At 26.9% G+C, this 17,624-nt stretch carries 14 protein-coding genes; 11 read left to right on the top strand and 3 right to left on the bottom strand.

The features are described from left to right. The first annotated feature begins 2 nt into the window (after positions 1–2). The 4 genes from QLQ96_RS10500 to QLQ96_RS10485 are packed head-to-tail and all read left to right on the top strand — an operon-like array spanning position 3 to position 3,871. Positions 3–1,409, top strand: coding sequence for a hypothetical protein (locus QLQ96_RS10500; protein WP_482496615.1), 1,407 nt, complete (start codon positions 3–5; stop codon positions 1,407–1,409). A 2-nt stretch (positions 1,410–1,411) separates the two neighbouring features. Then, positions 1,412–2,008, top strand: a complete 597-nt coding sequence (locus tag QLQ96_RS10495) for a hypothetical protein (RefSeq protein ID WP_482496614.1) — start codon at positions 1,412–1,414, stop codon at positions 2,006–2,008. Between the two features lie 4 nt (positions 2,009–2,012). Beyond that, positions 2,013–2,747, top strand: coding sequence for a hypothetical protein (locus tag QLQ96_RS10490; protein ID WP_482496613.1), 735 nt, complete (start codon positions 2,013–2,015; stop codon positions 2,745–2,747). Then, positions 2,744–3,871 (top strand): response regulator, encoded by a 1,128-nt coding sequence (locus QLQ96_RS10485; RefSeq protein ID WP_482496612.1) that lies wholly within the window; start codon positions 2,744–2,746, stop codon positions 3,869–3,871. The genes QLQ96_RS10490 and QLQ96_RS10485 overlap by 4 nt, the downstream gene beginning before the upstream one ends. 27 nt (positions 3,872–3,898) lie before the next feature. Here QLQ96_RS10485 and QLQ96_RS10480 read toward each other — a convergent pair whose 3' ends face one another. From QLQ96_RS10480 to QLQ96_RS10470, 3 genes are read right to left on the bottom strand one after another with little or no spacing between them, the layout of a single operon-like run. After that, a complete protein-coding gene (locus tag QLQ96_RS10480) occupies positions 3,899–5,869 on the bottom strand; it encodes a DUF3732 domain-containing protein (RefSeq protein ID WP_482496611.1) in 1,971 nt (656 codons plus the stop codon). A gap of 10 nt (positions 5,870–5,879) precedes the next feature. Then, positions 5,880–6,341 (bottom strand): three component ABC system middle component, encoded by a 462-nt coding sequence (locus tag QLQ96_RS10475; RefSeq protein ID WP_482496610.1) that lies wholly within the window; start codon positions 6,339–6,341, stop codon positions 5,880–5,882. Further along, positions 6,338–7,462 carry a hypothetical protein gene (locus QLQ96_RS10470; protein WP_482496609.1) on the bottom strand — a complete coding sequence of 375 codons (1,125 nt, stop codon included), beginning with the start codon at positions 7,460–7,462 and terminating at the stop codon, positions 6,338–6,340. Before QLQ96_RS10470 ends, QLQ96_RS10475 begins: the two co-directional genes overlap by 4 nt. A 648-nt stretch (positions 7,463–8,110) precedes the next feature. Between QLQ96_RS10470 and QLQ96_RS10465 the strand changes: the two genes are divergently transcribed. From QLQ96_RS10465 to QLQ96_RS10435, 7 genes are all read left to right on the top strand, one after another. Further along, positions 8,111–8,401 carry a hypothetical protein gene (locus tag QLQ96_RS10465; protein ID WP_482496608.1) on the top strand — a complete coding sequence of 97 codons (291 nt, stop codon included), beginning with the start codon at positions 8,111–8,113 and terminating at the stop codon, positions 8,399–8,401. Positions 8,402–8,404: 3 nt separating this feature from the next. Then, entirely contained in the window at positions 8,405–11,854 is a 3,450-nt protein-coding gene (locus tag QLQ96_RS10460; RefSeq protein ID WP_482496607.1) for a hypothetical protein, read from the top strand. 285 nt (positions 11,855–12,139) lie between these two features. After that, the gene (locus QLQ96_RS10455; protein ID WP_482496606.1) at positions 12,140–12,676 is read left to right on the top strand and encodes a hypothetical protein; all 537 of its coding nucleotides are present in this window, start codon (positions 12,140–12,142) and stop codon (positions 12,674–12,676) included. A 126-nt stretch (positions 12,677–12,802) separates the two neighbouring features. Next, positions 12,803–14,233 (top strand): hypothetical protein, encoded by a 1,431-nt coding sequence (locus QLQ96_RS10450; protein ID WP_482496605.1) that lies wholly within the window; start codon positions 12,803–12,805, stop codon positions 14,231–14,233. 440 nt (positions 14,234–14,673) lie between these two features. Further along, on the top strand, positions 14,674–14,979 hold the full coding sequence (locus tag QLQ96_RS10445; protein ID WP_393047525.1) for a hypothetical protein: 306 nt from the start codon (positions 14,674–14,676) through the stop codon (positions 14,977–14,979). A gap of 814 nt (positions 14,980–15,793) precedes the next feature. Further along, positions 15,794–16,528: a hypothetical protein gene (locus QLQ96_RS10440; RefSeq protein ID WP_482496604.1), complete on the top strand. Its 735-nt coding sequence runs from the start codon at positions 15,794–15,796 to the stop codon at positions 16,526–16,528. A gap of 134 nt (positions 16,529–16,662) precedes the next feature. Next, positions 16,663–17,610, top strand: a complete 948-nt coding sequence (locus QLQ96_RS10435; protein ID WP_482496603.1) for a hypothetical protein — start codon at positions 16,663–16,665, stop codon at positions 17,608–17,610. Positions 17,611–17,624: the final 14 nt, after the last annotated feature.

The following is a 17,624-nucleotide window of genomic DNA, read 5'->3' as shown; positions in this document are numbered from 1 at the left end:
ACATGAAAAACAAAATATCTTTTATATATGAATTATTAAATTCTAATAAACTAAACGATTCTCATCGAGAAAGAATTTTACTTTTGACAAAAAAAGAATTGAATTTATTAGGAGATTCAAATGATCTCTTAAACATGAAAATTTCTGAAATAGAAAAAAAAATAGATTTTTTGCAATCCTCTCATCTAATTTCCGATGATGAATTTACTATTAAAATTGACCAATATTTCAAGAATAATCTAAATGGCATATCTAATAATACCGCTCCTGAATTAAATACTATAAAAGCTGAAATTTCTGAAAATAAAATTGATCAAATAGCCGATAATGACAAGTTCACCAACAGTAAAAATCTAAATACATCAGACGCAACAATAAAAGATGAAAATGCAAATCAACAATTTCAAAAAGCAAAAACAATAAATACTAATTTTGAAAACTTTGATAAGAAAAAAACAACATATATATCCCCAAAAGACTTAAAAAACTTTTTAATCGAATTCAACCAGAATGACATTTTAAAATATACTTGTCATTTAATAGACGGTGATGCATTATTAAAAATTAATATTTTAACAAAAACAAGTGAGTACGATTTTCAAAAACATCTAAAAATAATAAAAAAGGAATTTTTTAAACTTACAAAAAAATACAAAGAAAAAATAAATAAAAACATACATGGTCTTATGGGAAATTATCTCAATAACTATTCGACGATCGGATGGTCTTCTGATAAAATTAAAATTACTTGGTCATCTCCAGAACTATTAGAGTGGGCAAAGCTTAATCCTGGAAAATGCCCTAACCCTGATCCTACATTAAATGCAATTCCATTTAATTTTCCACCTTTTAAAATAAATAATCAACAAACAAGAGTTCAAAATTTCGATGCCTTAGTCCTTCATTTTAAATCCCTTTATCATGTAAGAAGAGACAACTCTTTAAAAAAATCTATAGAATTAATAAACAATTATAGTTTTTCTAATATAAGTATCATTGACACTACTAATATTAGAGATAATATTGAATTTTTTACAGACATGGACAAAGTTAAACAAGCTTATAAGAAGATCATTGAAATGTGTAACGAATCCCATAACAGTTTAACACACGTAAATAAACCCCTTTATAAACTTTCATTAATCGAACATAATGAAACCATCGTATTTTCAATTCACCACTTAAATAGTATTTTTGGTAAAACACCAACAACAATTTTAATAAGACAAGGAGAAAAAATAACACAAATAATTGAAAATCAAATTAATGGAGTTTGTGATTTCATATTAAAAGCGGATTTTGGAAATAATGATTATGCAGAAATTAACTTATGGAATGAAAAGGAAAAAGAGATAAAAAAATTAGATACTTTTGAAGGAGTTCAATATGATTTAATATTTTATAGGTAAATATGATATACTTAATAGACGACAAAAAGATAAGGCAAAAAGACAATGGTTGGACTTTAGAAAAGTTTGAAAATTACAAAGAAATTTTATGCCCAATTTACTCAGTTAGTGAATTAACTGACGAGGTTAAGAATAATATTTTTTCAAATGCAAAAATTATTTTATTTCACGAATCTTTTTTTGATAATCCAGAAAACAAACATTCAAAAGAGGTTAATAGAATTAGACAAGATTTAATTAATAATGCAAATAAAAGTAAATCTATTTTGGTCTTCTTTAGTGGCTCTATAGGGAATAGAACTGTAAACGATAATATTGCATATATACCAACCAACATACTATATTCTAATCTTAAAGTGTTTTTAGATTCATTTTCTAAAGAAGATGTAAATATTAAATATTTAGTTTTTGGTAATAACTTCAGGAAGGAAGAAAATTTACTTATTAAACAAAAAATATGGAATTTAGTTTATGATCTAAAGGAAATTCCTAAAAAAAACATGGAGTTTAGCGCTTTGTTATTGGCACTAAATCCTAATCTTGACATTACTAAAATACAAGATTTAGAATTTTTAAAATCGGTATTAAAAGACATTTAAGCACATGAAAAGTCTAATTTTATATTCTCAAAATTCTAATATTTCTCCTTATGATTTTAAATCATCTGTTTGCAAAACGCTATCGTATGATAAAAATGTAAACGTAGATATCGAATTTGATCGAATTATAACGCATTTATTATCTGAAGAGGAATATCAAAATATAATTATACCCTTATGTTTTGGTGATATTCTTAGTGATTATTTAGGATTAAGATTAGCTGTTCATATTAGAACAACTGTAACAATTAACCAAAATAAAAATATATTTATTTATGGTTTTACAGGCTTAAACAATCTAATTCATAATGATTTTTTCTTAATTCTTAAAACTAAAGGCGTCTCATTAATTGATTATAATTTATTTGATATTGAAGAATCAACAGAAGTCTTTATTACTCAACTTGAAAAATTTGATCTACCAAAAGAAATAGCTAAAATAAATTTAAATATTCCAACTAATTATTTTGACAATCACAGTATCGCAAATCTTTGGGGAGCATTCCGACTTTTAGAGATCGCTGAAATAGATATACAAAAAATAAAGACTTTAAATATTGACGATTTAAAAAACATATATTTCAAATGGCTGCATGCAAAAAATAATAAGCCAGAAAATAAAAATGATGAAGTAGAAGAAATTAATAAAGAATATCGTAATGAATTTCGAGAATTAGAAAAGAAAATTAAAAATGCTCCAATTATCGATTTAAGTAAATTTAAAAAAAATAAGAGATGAAAGTTTTATTAATTGATGATCAGGCTCAAAAAGGATGGAAACAAATTCTTGAAATAAGCTTATTTGAAAATAACGTAATTGAATTTGCAGAAAACTTTAGATCAGCTAAAGAAAAACTTGAAAATAATATTTATGATCTAATTTTTTTAGATTTGAGATTAGATGAAGATGATCATAATCATACCTCTATAAGGAATTTTAATGGATTTAAAATAATGAATGAATGTATTAGAAAAAATTTCAATTCAATTAATTTCCCATCACCTGTAATTATATTTTCGGCAACAAATAAAATATGGAATATTGATACAATGATTCATTATGGAGCAGACAATTACTACATCAAAGAACATCCTGATTATAGTTCTGATTCCGAATATTCAATAGAAAATTTCAAAAGATTAAAATTAACTGTTTCTGACTTAATTAAGCTAGGAATTAGAAGACGAGAGGTCTGGTTTAAGATTAAAAAAATTCAAGAAAAATTATCCATAATAGATAATTTAAATATTAAATCCAGAATTGAAGAAAAACTTAAAATTGGTTACGGACTCTTATTCAGAAAAACTTCAGCTATTGAGAATGAAAACTTAATTTTTAACAATCAAATTATATCATTCATTGTATTTTGGTCAATTTTAGAAGAAATTGTGAAAGATTCATTTAATGATAATTGGATTAAAAGTGGTACAAATGAAGGCAAAATGAACGATAATAGATGGGTCTTAAAAAACAGATCAATTTTTATAGAAGACTTAATCACGATGAATATGGGTAAAAATGAAGGATATATTGAAGTAGGAATAAAATATAATCCTTCCAATAATTATTATGAGGCTGGCAAAATAAAATTAGCACCAAATAACCCCCTAATAAATCGTTTTACTGGAAAAATAAGCCTTAGCTTACAAGTATATGCTGTATTATTACTTGAAAAAAAATGGAGCCCTATTCAAGCTAAAAATAAATTTGAGCCTCTCAATGATTATCGAAATAAGATCGACTTTATTCACAGTTCAATTAGTTCTATTTTTAATGAAAGTTTATCCAATAAAGATGAAAATCATAATGATTACTCTAAATGTCTGGAGATATTAGATTTTTTAGATGAAATATTAAAATAATCCGGACTGAAATTATCCTTTTCTGTTTTAAATCAATTTCTCACCATTTTTTTTCCATCTATAATTTACAAAGTCTTTGAACTCTTCTTCATCAGCATGTTCGAGAACAATGATTTGTGGTTTGTAATTAGTTAAACTAAATATACTTTCTATTTCTTCAAGTAAAACTCGAAAGATGTTCTTTACCTGTTCAATATTTTCATCAATTTTAACTTCTAATTCAGATGTATCATCAATTTCCTCCTCTAATTCTTCCTTTCGTAATTTACCATATTGAGAAGGGAAGTAAACTTGACTAGGTTGATCTAAAATTAAAATCGATGGGATGGTCGATTTCTCAGACGTACTAATTAAATTAAGAAATCCTAAAAATACTGATAAATGAACTGCCAACCAGTTAGATCCACTTCCCATTTCAGTCAGAAGTATATTTTCTTTGCCATTAAACTTATATTTAAAGGCGAAATCTTTGAATGAAAAAATCAATTTCCCTGGTCTTAACTCGTTTTCAAAGTCTAATTTACCGCAAATCTCTGTCATTTTATTATTTAACTTAATTTCCGCTTCTCTTATTACTTCTTCAATATTATATCCACTCAATTCACCTTTTATTCTTTTTATTTCAGCTTCAAGCTCAACTATTAAAAGAGGATTAGAGTTTGCTAAAATACTACGCTCAATCAAATTTTCAACATTCGCTTTTGTAGCACCTTTTAAAATGTAAGCTCTTTCAAAAAATGAGTTATCGTTGTCAATTTCACCTAGTTGTTTCTCAATATTAGAAATTTCTCCTGATATTGAATTAATACTTTTTTTTAATTCATCTCTTTCTTTAATTAAATTTTCTACCTGTTTGCTTGAGTCATTAGTATAATTACCTATTTTACCAAATTCTTCAAGTAATTTATCTTTTGACTCATTGACTTTACTAATCTTTTCCTTAATTTCAGTTACTTCATGATTACAGAGCGGACAATGTAAATCACTAATATTATTTTTTAACGAAACAAATGATTTTAACCTTTCTAAACTACCATTATAATCGTTTGAAAGATCACTGTTTGATTTGAGTTTTTCTATAAGTTCAAGTACTCCATCTAATTTATCCTTCAATTCATTGCGTTCTATAACATATTTGCTATGGATTAATTTAATTTCAGAATTACTAAATGATTTTCTAGTTACGTCTGGTAAGTTTATAGCTATTCTCTTTAAATCTTTTAAAATAAGATTTTGTTCTAATTCTTGCCCAATAAATCCATAATAAGCTTTTACTAAAGGATATAATTGAGATTGTAATTGATTATTATCAATTTTCGTTTTTTCAACAATTTTTTTCTCTGCCTGCAGTTTTTTGGTTTTTTCTTCTAATTCTCGTTTGAGCATAAAATACTTACTGTTCTCCCATCCCATTAAAACAGAAAAATCCTCGATTGTCTTCTTTCTTTTATAATGATCATCAAATCTGTAAAATAAGCTATGTTTATTGGCTATTAAGTTTTGATGTTGAAATAAAAATGGAATAAAACTCCTCATGGTCACTTTTGATCCTGTTTTTCTTTTATCAACATCATCATCAATTCTAGTATCTAATGCGGATATACCTAAATGTCTTTCAAATTCAGATTGATTTTCTTTAATATCTTTTAATTCAATATTGTCAAAATAACTAATGCCAAAATCTTCAAGAAATTCTTCATCCGTTTCTATACTAAAATATGTTTTATTGCTGTTTATTGAATTGCTTTTTGGTCTCGCAATTAAAATATTTTTGTCCTTGTTTTTTAAAACTATACAGAATAGTTCTACCCAATTATTAATAATTCCTTTAGGTATAGTAGAACGACTTGAAAAGAGACAATAATCTATTATTTCAATTATTGCGCTCTTACCAGTTTTCGAATCACCAGTTATAATATTTAAGCCATCATTTAATTTTACTGTTTTAATTTCTCCTGAAGAATTAAAAAGAAATATTCTAGATATATATATATCCATGATTCGTTAATTAAAATTTGTAAAATATTGATTTATAATTTTCTTTAGAAAAAATTAATCCTAAATAAAAAGCTGATTTATAATATTCTCTCAATATTTCATTTTTTTCATTTTTGTAGTTTAGAGTGCTTTTTTGCGATAGTTTTATAAAATCAGAAATCATCAACTCCATATTTGAATAACCTGAAAGAGTTATTAATGACTCATTTGTTAAAGTAAAAAAATCGCTTGCTTGCCTTGATAAATCAATTAGTTCAATTTTTATTTCATCACTCAGAAAAGTTTTAAAGCTTGATGATGATTTACAAGTGGACAGCTTTAATCTTAATTTATTATTATACAAAATAGGCAATACAAAATATATTAGTTCAGTTTTAATCTTATTATTTTTTGTTCCGCTTAAAAAATACAAGATAAAATTTGCTGTTAATATTGGATTAAAAATAATAGTATTTATATTGTCTATTTTCATAAATCATTTTCTTTATATTCCCAATCAAATAATGTATTCTCAAGTAAACTATGAATCCGTCCATTTCTGTAATAACGTTGTGTATTTGACACATTAATAATTTGTGGATGCTCTTTATTTATGCACTCAAAAAAAACCTCCCTTGATTCTGAAATGGCTTTATCTGTACTAATATCATCTTTTTTTAAATTATAAGATTTTCTACTCTTTTCGTCATTTAAACTTCTTTCAATATTAGAATCATATATTTTTAACTCTTTAAAAATTATAGGTGTTATAGCTAAAAGCTTCTCAGCACTTAAATTTGCTTTTATGTAATCCTCTACTGCACTAGCTTGATCTTTATCCTTTAGTCCAATTTTTTTTATTTTCTCAATAAACAGAAAATTTCTATCTTCCAACTCATCTTTTTTTAATTCATCTTTTTCTACTATTGGAAAAGGTATATTATTTTGAGTAAATTTTCTTAATAGAAATTTCATATCTCTAATAAAATCATTGGAATTTATTTCCCATCTATCAAGATCGTCCAACGCTTTTAAACTTATATACCCATATGCACTTTGTAAAGCACTAACCTTAAATTCATCGTTGATTAAAGCAAAAAAAGGATTGTCTAATATCTCGTTCTTTAATTCTATGATACCTAGCTGATCTGAATTAATGGTAAATTTACCAAGTACTTTTAAAGCATCATTCTTCGCTAATTTAAAAAAATCATCCTTATATGATTTGACTCCTTCAGCTGGATCATGCTTATTCAGAATTGAGTATTTCTGAGTAGCTGTTTTTCTATTCCAGTCATAAAAAATAGAGTCAGAGTTTATTGAAGAAGTTGTGAATAAAATCAATTTATCATTATCAATAATTTTACTAAATTCAACAAAATAATTTTTTAGTGTTTTCCAAGCATCAGTGGAATTACTAGTTAAGTTATGATCCCCTAAATGATGCTTAACTTCTAAACTCTCACTATCAGTAGCTATATCTCCAAAACATTCAATCCAAATTGACTCATTTTTTTTGGCATTAATACAATAACTTAATGCAATTAATTTCTGATAGTCTAACCCAATTCCTTTCTTTGTGTTATTATTAGAGAATGGCTCTTTATTTGACATACTGGATTGGATTATTAATTATTTTTTACCCTTTCGAATCGTTATAAAACTTCGGTTTTAAAAATTAAAATTTGTTTAAGGTCTTACGTTTTTCTTAATCTTTTTCTATTATTTGTATATATAAGATCCAACCAATTTGTTATCGAGTCATGCCGTCTAGTGATGCATTTTTACGCTTAAATTAAGTTGTGAAAATTAATTAACATACAGATTTAAGTAGCAATTTTCGACTTTAATTACCTTAATCTTTTGCTAAATATATAAATATTTTTACTACAATTTGCGAAAATATTATAATCAAGTGAAAATATATAGCTTACTATTTCTATAGTTTAATTTCTGAAGAATGAATAAGAGATTTTATACTGTTTCATTTTAAGGCAATAATTATTTGATATTCAAAACAAACTTCACTGTTATAATTTTCATCAACCTCTTCAACAGTATTATCAAATTATTACATTTAACCTCTTTAACTATTTCATAATTTAAAGCATGACCAATTTCCTTCCTATCTATGTCAGAGTTAACTCTATATTTCTTACTACAAAAACCTTTACATTCGAAAATTAAATAATAATCATCTACATGATTAAGTTCCCCACAATGGTTTATATTTGTTTTTAATCTTTGTAATAAATTATGGATATGAGCAAAAGCATTAAAAATATAGCTGTAGTAGTAAATTTTTCAATTTTTATTTTATCAATTTTTTGGATTAAGAAATCTAATTTTGAAATTGAACCAATAACTGTTTTTTTAGGACAATTACTATCTTTAATAGTTTTAGTATTTGGAGATACTTTACAAAGTAAATTTTCTATTAAAAAAGTATTCAGTTCTACTGTAGATATCGACACATCAAAAGATGATACTTCGGATTTTGATATCTCTGATATAAGAAATAATTCAAATATAAAAATTAAAAAAAACAAATAATTAGTGGGGGTTTTTGATAAAATATTTAATACCAAAAAGAAAACAGAAAGCTATGAGATCAGTCATTTGAAGAACTCTAATGTTCTTATTTTACAAATTGATTCTAAGACACATTTAAAAGATATTTCTTCCCTTTTTCTTAATAATCGTTATACTGATATAGTTATTGAAGACCCTAATTCTTATAATGGATCCTTAACTATCTTATCAAAGAATATTAGTTATAGGAACAAAACAATTCTTGATATTATAAAAAAATGGGAGGAGAAAACTTGGTTAAATATCTATGGAGGTTATGATACTGGGAAATCACATATATCATTATTATTAAGTAATTATTTAAACTGCCATTATTTAAGCTTTAGTTTTAAAGATTTATCTAAAGAAGAATTCAAAAAAATATTCTTAATAATAACGAAGCAAATCATTTCTTATGATTTCAGTAAAATAACGAATCCACTAATAATATTTGATGATATTCCTCAATTAGGATTTGATGACAGTATTAATCAACTTTTTATACAACTTTTTGAACATTGCAACTCTAATAATATTAAAATACTTTCAACTTCTAATTATAAGATTCATTTCAAAATTCATGAACAAATAACTGATGGTTTTAAAGAATTACAAGTTCCTCTATTGAATAAAGAAGAAATTGGGGAAATAATATTAACTTATACTGATGACAAATCAAAAACTTCTTATTCTACAATTATTGAAGCAATTTCATTAGGGTTTCCTCTCTATGTTCAAATTATTTGTAAATACTTAGAAAGTGTAAACTGGAGTTTATCCGAAGACAAATTCGCTTTGTTTATTTCAGGAAAAGCATTTAATGAGTTTGACGATGATATATATCAAAAATTACTTAACACGACCCAAGATGATACTGCAAGAGAAATTTTATATCGATTAAATATCATTAATGGTACAATATCGAATGAAAAAATTGAAATTGTTTGTAATGTTGAACCTCCTATCAAGCATTCTTTTGAAAAAATTAGCAACTTATCTGGAACATGGTTACAAAAAAACAGTGATCAGACATATTCTGTTTCTCCCTTAATAAAAAGATTAGGAAGTAATAACTTATTGCTAAAAACAAAAAAAGAAATAAATAATAGTCTAGCTCATAACATATTATCTAAAAAAAACATTTCACAATATGATGCCCAGTTTGCGATAAATCATTTTATAGAAGGAGAATCTTTTGATGATGCTGGAATGGTAATGGCGATGGGTTTACAATTTTATTTTAATCATCCGGAGACTTTTATTGAAACATTATTTTCAAAATTATGGATGAACACGCATTTGCCAAAAGAGATGAGTTTCACTTTAAGATTGGCTATAAGGGTTTTACAATTGCATATTTTGGTTGATTTGGAATTTAAAAAATATGAAAAGTTTGATAAAAAAAATAAGTTTTTTATTAGAGAGGATTTAGAAAATATAATTCAATTGGAAGATGTTCAACCAATTGAATTTAAAAAATTAGCTAGTCTAATACTGTTTAAAAGTTATACAGAAGATAACATTATTCGTTCACTAGATTATTTTAATTCCTTAAATGAATATAATGAAATCGATTATAAGGAGCCAGATAAAACAGTACTTAATAATTTATGGTTAACATTAGATAAAATATCCGAAAAATCAGAAATTGAAAAATGGTTTGAAAGCTTTGCCAAAATTGCGAAACCTGAAGATTTTTATGGAGAAGATATAATACATATATTTTCAAGAAGGCTTTTTGATAATATCCTTGAATGTAAAAAAGATTGGGACGAGATTATAGTCACTTTAGATCTTATTGTTGATAAATCTATCCTTAATAACCTAGAGTTGTTAGGAGCTTATGCGGTAAAATCTAAAATTTTTATTCTTTCTGAAAAATTAAATAATTTGCCCGAAGCAGAACTATATTTTAATTCTATTAAAAATTCTTTTATAAAAACCTCAGCACAGTTTATAATAAAAGATGAATTTGGGAGACAACAATTTTATAAAGAAAAAAAAGAAGAAGCATTAATAAATTTATTAGATGTTTTAGATGTCGAGATTTTTACAATCGCAAAAGTTGATAGTCTACTTACTATTGCAAAAATATTTGGTGACAAAGACAAGAATATAGCGCATTTTTACACAAAAAAAGCTGTTGATTTTCTGCAGGATAAACTTAAAACAACAAAACTTTCACGCTCAAAAATAATAGGTGAATATGCTATTTCATTTTGGCTTTTAAGAGATTCTAAAACTGCAATTTATAAATTGGCTGAATCTTATGAAATATTATTAAGTTCATACGACGAGATTGACACTTTTAGTACAGTAGATGATTACAATGTAATTGTTATTCAAATAGGGAGTACTTTAAACTACATTTATCAAACATTATATTATGGAAATCCACCCACAGAAACGGAAGATGGAGGAGCATATCTTGTTCCCGCAAGAGGAGTTTTTAACAGTAATTATGATTCAAAACTTCTTAATGAGTGGTATTATGAAGAAAGAAAGTATATGAATAGTTATTTATTGGTTCAATCATTTGAGTATTTTAATGATAAAGAAAGCGCCATAAAATGGGCTAATGTTTCTTTTGAATTAAATAAAAAAATAAATCTCTTAACTTTTAAAAATACATTAAGAAGTATTGGTGTATATAAAGTTTTACAAAATAAATATCAAGAAACAATTGAAGTTGAAGAAGAACTTAATGAGTATGAAAATATCATTAATATTGAAATGGCCGATGACATTATTAATAAACTACAAAGAAAAATGTTTCTTGCTTTGCTTAATAAATTACCTCAATTAAATGGTAAAGATGAATATTATTTCACACATAATTTAATCCCAATTCTTCTACAAGAATTAACACATTGGTTTGAAAATAAAACTAATGAAAAGATAATATTTGCTAATTTAAAAAAACATTTAAGTGATACTGATTTTTTATATTTAGATAAACAAGCAATAAAACATATACTATATATCTTAGAGAATTTTCCACTAAATTATCATGCATGTCACAAATTAATTAGGTGGGTAAATGACATAGAATCTGAAAACAAAAGGACTATCCAAATTATTTGTTATTTAATCTGTTCTTTAAATTTATCGACAAATTATGCTCTGAAATTACATCTTGCAGTAATGCCATATTTAGAAAAGGTTGTTAAAGGGATTTCTAAAGGAGCTCATTTATTTGTTCTATATCCATTTGCATACAAGTTTTGGACATATCGAGTATTAAATAATCCAAATGATTTCTATCATCTAGATAAATGGCAAAAAAACTTAAATAGAAGTGTAAATACTAAAAGTGAATTTAAAACTTTATCCATTTATGCTTTGATTAGTATGCATTTGGAATATATCCCAAATGAAAATGAGCAAGAATGGATGAAGCCCTATATAGATTATGTACGTGAAGAAGAATTGTAAAATAATCCAATCGTAATTTCTTAACTTCTTTTCATTTGACACTAATCATAAAAACTATAAACAATGGAATTGGAGCATTTATTTTTTGTAATTGCTCCATTCGTCAGATACTACGCAAAATCTTTGCGTAGTGTGTTTTTACTTTTGATTAATAATCTAAATTAAAAAGACTATCATAAAACGAAAAAATGAATAACTATCAAAAAATGAATTTGAAGAAATTGACTTACCAAAGAAGTGATTATAATCTTTATATTGCATTTATTGAAATTAAAAAAAACTTACATGACATACAAATTCAAAAATACTGATGAAAATAAAAAAGAAGTTTATTTTTATCTTGGTTTATTATCTACTCTTTTTGCCAAGATGGAATCAAAATTACTAATAATAGTAGGAAAACATATTACTTCTGATTTTGTCTTAGCCAATACTCTTTTTGAAAGAAACACTTTAGCATCTAATATTGAAATGCTTAAAAACATAAATGATCTTAAAGATTTTGAGAATGAAACTGTAAAAAAACTAATTCAAAAAATATCAAGTATAAAAAAGATAAGAAATTTATTTATTCATGGCGTATGGGATGAGCCTGTTGAACGTGAGAATGATATCTTTATTATTTGTCGTGAGTCAAAACTTGACTATTCTGAACAAAAAGAGAATGGAAATAGAATAAGCCGACAATGGGGCTCAAATAAATCAATCGAATTTAGATTATCTTACATAAGAAAACAGGTAGATCATGTTGAAGAAATCCTGCTAATTGAAGATTATCTAATTAAAAAATTCGAAGATTACGATTACTACAAAGATTTATAATTTTATTTTAAAAATAAGTAAACAATTTAATCGGTTATTTAACCACAAATTAAACTGTAAATGAAGATAGGGCTAATTAATAATTTATCGATAACTTGTTAAACTTATAAAATAATTTCTGATCTAATGATTGATTATCTACAAGAAGCTCGACTAAATTCTAAAAGAAAGTACCTAAAAGAAACTTTTGATTATATAATTGAAATAGGTAAACCTAAAAAATTTATAAGTTTTTCTGACTTCTCTCCTGTTAACAAGGTTAAATTTGAAGTTCAGAAAGGAGAAAGATGTTTTAACTTTAAAGTCCCTTATCTTAATTTAGTATCGGACATTGCAAAATATCAAAGAGACAGCTATGGATTAGCAAAGCCATTCTCAATTCAAAATGATAAAATTCGCTGGTTAGTTCCAAACGGAGTAGCTAATTTTTCCATGGAAATGAATGATAAATTAACTACAGAGGGAGAACTTTGGCATTTAGAAAATTCATTTAACACTTCTGAAATACAATATTTTAGATTAGCACTACCAAAAAAACACAATCCACTTAAAGATCATTATAACTTTATCCAAAGTGAAAGTTTTAATGTAGAGGAATCATTAAAATTTAGAGGACTTACGGAATTTAATTGTACTCTTAACTTATTTCATTTGTTTGATTATGACGAAAATGATCAACATTTTTTATTTATTGATTCTATGACTCCTCTAAAATATGATGAATTTGAAAAATCAATTGGTGCTATCTTTTATAGTTTAGGTGCTATTACTGGTGAAGTAATAAGAGATGAAATGTACATTCTACAATCATCAAATAATGACTTTAAATTGATTACAGGTTTTCAATTCAGAAGAATTGAAGACAGTCTATCCTCTGGGATGGAAGTTGTATCCCCTAACTTAATTTGGGAGATTACAAAAGTAAATAATTCAAAAGGATATATTAATTTGGAGGTTTTCTCAAATTTTGTCACTAAAGCGTTCGAGGATAAACGTTTTTTAAGAGCATTAAAAATAATTTCTGAAGCCAATGAATATCCATTAGAAATAAGAGCATCAGCATATTCAATTGCTTTGGAAACTGTAAAAAATATCGTTTTAGAAGAACACAGTGAAAAGATCAATCCCTTTAAGGATAAAAAAGTTGCTAGTAAAGCAATTAAAAGTTTAAAAGAAGTTATTATACCTATAGATATTTCTTATTTCAACAGTAAAGAAACAATACTTAATAAACTTGAGCAAATTAATCAAGTTACAAACAAAGATAGTTTTAAAATTGCATTTTCTTTATGCGACTTTTCATTAACAGATATTGATGAACTGGCACTACTCAAAAGAAATGATTTCTTGCATGGAAGAATTCCATTCGAAGATGAGGAAGGTGTAAAACAAAATCATGAACTAAAGTTTATAACGTACAAATTACATTTTCTAGTGACAACTCTAATATTGAAATATTGTAAATTCGACGGATTAATAAAAAATAATCCTAAATTCTTTTCAGTATTTGCTGAAGATAATAAAGAAATTGATGAGCCACTTTTTAGAAAGGCTTGAAAAACCAAAAGCCAGTTCATGAATCTTAAACAGATATATCTTATGAAAAATTTATCTTTCTCTTTTTAAATCATCAAGATGCATATCCAATAATGTTATAATAATCTTCAAAAAACTGGTTAGATATTTCGATGCTTCCCGCTACTAAGAAAAAGCTTCAGACACTAGTGAACGTAAAAATGTCTTATTCTAAAAAGTTTAAAATATTTACGCAAAATTGTTTTAGAAACTTATGCTAATTGATTCTTCGTGTATATGTATAAAAGAAAGAGGCACTCTAGCAGGAAAAGTTTAATTTGAGTATCAATACTTCATAGCTTTGAATGTTTTTATTTAACATTATGGTTTTCCGTAATAAAGTTGTGTTTTTATTAATGTTATTTGTTTTTAATACTTTTCTTGGTTGGAAAGTTATTATTAATAATTAATTAAATTAAACTATGAGTTATTTAAAATCACAAATGCTTTATGATGATGGGAAGCATTATAAATGGACTGCAAAAGCGGATGAAGACGATCCTTATTACACAAAAGGAACTGATTATTCGCAATTAAACAGAACTGAAGGTTATGAGGTTCTTTATTTTATAAATCATATTGGTAAAAAACATTGGACAAGTGCCCCTGCGAATACGTCTACATACAATAAAATCGAAAGAATGATACGTTATGCAGTCCCTCCGGAGATAAGAACTCATAAGAAAATTGCAGATTGGATAATTACAAACTGGAATAATGCAAATTAAAAACCTACGTTGTTCTTTTTTTGAGTTTTGTAAAATGTTCCTTAATCTTAGCTAATTAGAAGGTCTTGGGAACATACCAAAAAGCCATAAATAGTTAAAATTTAAAAAGCTTTAGAGAAATCTAAAGCTTTTTACCTTAGTAGCCCTAACGGGACAATTCTCGAACCATTTTCAAGCTGATTTGACAAAATTAGATTTAATTCAAGATTGATTTTTTCAATTCTTCTCGTATAATATTTTATTGCTAGTTCTATAAGCAAAAACAGATGCAATTATTTATAAAATTTGTTCTTAACGGCAAACTCGCTTTCATGAATATTGGCTTCTATTAAAGCACTTATTACACCTACAATTGCCTTCGGAAACCGCTGAAATTGTCTATTTTTCTGATCAGAGATTTTTTATTTTCCCAAATGCCTAATTCGTTTGGGATAATGCTTTTGTTCCAGTAAGGAATAAGCTATTCAGAAAATAAAGATGAACAAAAGTTAAGGTTTTACGGGAAACCGTAAGGAATTTTGATGCCACTAGATTACTTTCGCCGGATTTTGAACAACAACCTTAAATTTTAAAGTGTGTGCGACAACTTTACTTACTGTTTCCTTTTTGCATTTCCTTGAGAATTATACATAATGAAGCCTTACCGAGGCTTGTAGTATAATCACTTTTCTATTTTGTCTGTTTCTATATTTAATAGATTTTCATTTGTTAAATAATAATTCAAATAAACAATATTCTAATGAAAAAAAATAAGACATTTCTTCTATTGGCATTTTGCCTGTCTAATTTATTTTACGCTCAAAGTTCGACATCTTTGCTTGTCAATGATACTAGAGATAATAATGATGCTCCCAATTTTATTGCACATGCAATTAGAGCAGACTTTAAAGATCGAAGCGTTACAGGCTTATCAGGCAACGGCAGATATTCTACTACACTTAGCATCGGCCAATGGGTAGGGACGGATAACAGTGGTGAAAAAAATCACCAATTGAATTTCAATAATGACGGCATCTATTACAGAAATGCTTATCCGTTAGATTCACAATGGGGAGGATGGGGACAATTATTAATGACAGATGCAAATGGCAACAGGGGAATAGGCAGTATGATTATTAGAAAAAATCCTGGAATAAATAATTCTCATATTTATTTTGTAGATCCTGCTGCGGTATCGGGACAGCCTTCCTCAAAACTTTGCTTTGGAGGATATGGTATCCAGAATGCTGGATTTGAATGGATTCCTAACAGCTCATTAGATCAAGGGAAATTATTATTAAGTTTTGAAGGTTCAGATGGTTTAATGGAGAGTGAAGCAAAAATGACTTTTGAGTCAAATGGTTATGGTGGTATAGGTACGACAAACCCAAAGAATAAACTTGATGTTAAAGGCACCATACATTCACAAGAAATAAAAGTGGATATGGACTGGAGCTGGCCAGATTTTGTCTTTAAAAAGGAATACAATCTGCCGACTCTTGAAAAGGTAGAAAAATATATTACTGAAACAGGTCATTTAGAAAACATTCCGAGTGAAGAAGAAGTTTAAAAAAAAGGAATTAATTTGGGAGAAATGAATGCCAAGCTTCTACAGAAAATTGAAGAATTGACTTTATATATGATTGAACAGAACAAGTCTATTGGGGATCTAAAAAAAGAAATAAAAAATCTTAAAAACAAGTAATGAAAAAAATGAAATTTATTTTGCCATGCATGCTGTTATTTTTGACCGTACAGGCACAAACTTTAAATCCAACTTCTAGCATTTCAGCGCCAGGAAGTGCTGATAATTTTAGAGGAGGTTATACTCTTGCCCATGCCACGTCTGGTGCGCCTTGGGTTGGCTCGCTAATCAGTTATGGCGGAGCTGCTGATAATGGTTACGATACACAGATTAGCTCTGATTACGGAAAAAATCGCATCTCGTTTAGAACTAGAAACGGGGATCAAAGATACTGGAATCCATGGAATGAAATTGTGACTTCTCTTGGGGATAATTACTTTGCTGGAAACCAAAATATTGCAGGAACGCTATCGGTAGGCGTATATCAATCTACATCGCCCTTTTCAGTAGGCAATAATCATGGAGTAAAGCTGTCAATTGGAAATAATGTTTGGAGTAATACAGCGATAATTGAAACCGGATATACTGCTGAAACGGGTGATTTTACAGATTTGAAAGTAGCCAGTTATGGATATAGCAACGGTTTGATCCGTATTCAGCAAAATGGTAATGTCGGTATTGGCACTCTAAAGCCATCAAATAAATTAGATGTAAATGGGACAATACGATCTACAGAAGTTAAGGTTACTTTAGACGGCTGGTCGGATTTTGTTTTCAAAAAGGATTATAAACTGCCAACTCTCGAAGAAGTTGAAAAACATATTGCTGAAAAAGGTCATTTAGAAAACATTCCAAGTGAAGCGGAGGTTTTAAAAAACGGAATCAGTCTAGGGGGCATGAATGCCAAACTTTTACAGAAAATTGAAGAGCTGACTTTATATATGATCGAACAGCAAAAGATAAACAAAAAGCAAAGTGACGAAATAGATACTCTCAAAAAAGAAAATCGAGCTATAAAATCGATGCAAGAAAGGATCTCAGGATTACAGAATCAATTGAATAATTAATTATATCATCTTAA

It is taken from the genome of Flavobacterium sp. B167r, assembly GCF_056824315.1.
This window is presented reverse-complemented; position numbering and strand designations above follow the sequence as displayed.

Coding starts and splice junctions, on each gene's coding strand:
- QLQ96_RS10500 (WP_482496615.1), top strand. CDS start 3: ATGAAAAACAAAATATCTTTTATATATGAATTATTAAATTCTAATAAA.
- QLQ96_RS10495 (WP_482496614.1), top strand. CDS start 1,412: ATGATATACTTAATAGACGACAAAAAGATAAGGCAAAAAGACAATGGT.
- QLQ96_RS10490 (WP_482496613.1), top strand. CDS start 2,013: ATGAAAAGTCTAATTTTATATTCTCAAAATTCTAATATTTCTCCTTAT.
- QLQ96_RS10485 (WP_482496612.1), top strand. CDS start 2,744: ATGAAAGTTTTATTAATTGATGATCAGGCTCAAAAAGGATGGAAACAA.
- QLQ96_RS10480 (WP_482496611.1), bottom strand. CDS start 5,869: ATGGATATATATATATCTAGAATATTTCTTTTTAATTCTTCAGGAGAA.
- QLQ96_RS10475 (WP_482496610.1), bottom strand. CDS start 6,341: ATGAAAATAGACAATATAAATACTATTATTTTTAATCCAATATTAACA.
- QLQ96_RS10470 (WP_482496609.1), bottom strand. CDS start 7,462: ATGTCAAATAAAGAGCCATTCTCTAATAATAACACAAAGAAAGGAATT.
- QLQ96_RS10465 (WP_482496608.1), top strand. CDS start 8,111: ATGAGCAAAAGCATTAAAAATATAGCTGTAGTAGTAAATTTTTCAATT.
- QLQ96_RS10455 (WP_482496606.1), top strand. CDS start 12,140: ATGACATACAAATTCAAAAATACTGATGAAAATAAAAAAGAAGTTTAT.
- QLQ96_RS10450 (WP_482496605.1), top strand. CDS start 12,803: ATGATTGATTATCTACAAGAAGCTCGACTAAATTCTAAAAGAAAGTAC.
- QLQ96_RS10445 (WP_393047525.1), top strand. CDS start 14,674: ATGAGTTATTTAAAATCACAAATGCTTTATGATGATGGGAAGCATTAT.
- QLQ96_RS10435 (WP_482496603.1), top strand. CDS start 16,663: ATGAAAAAAATGAAATTTATTTTGCCATGCATGCTGTTATTTTTGACC.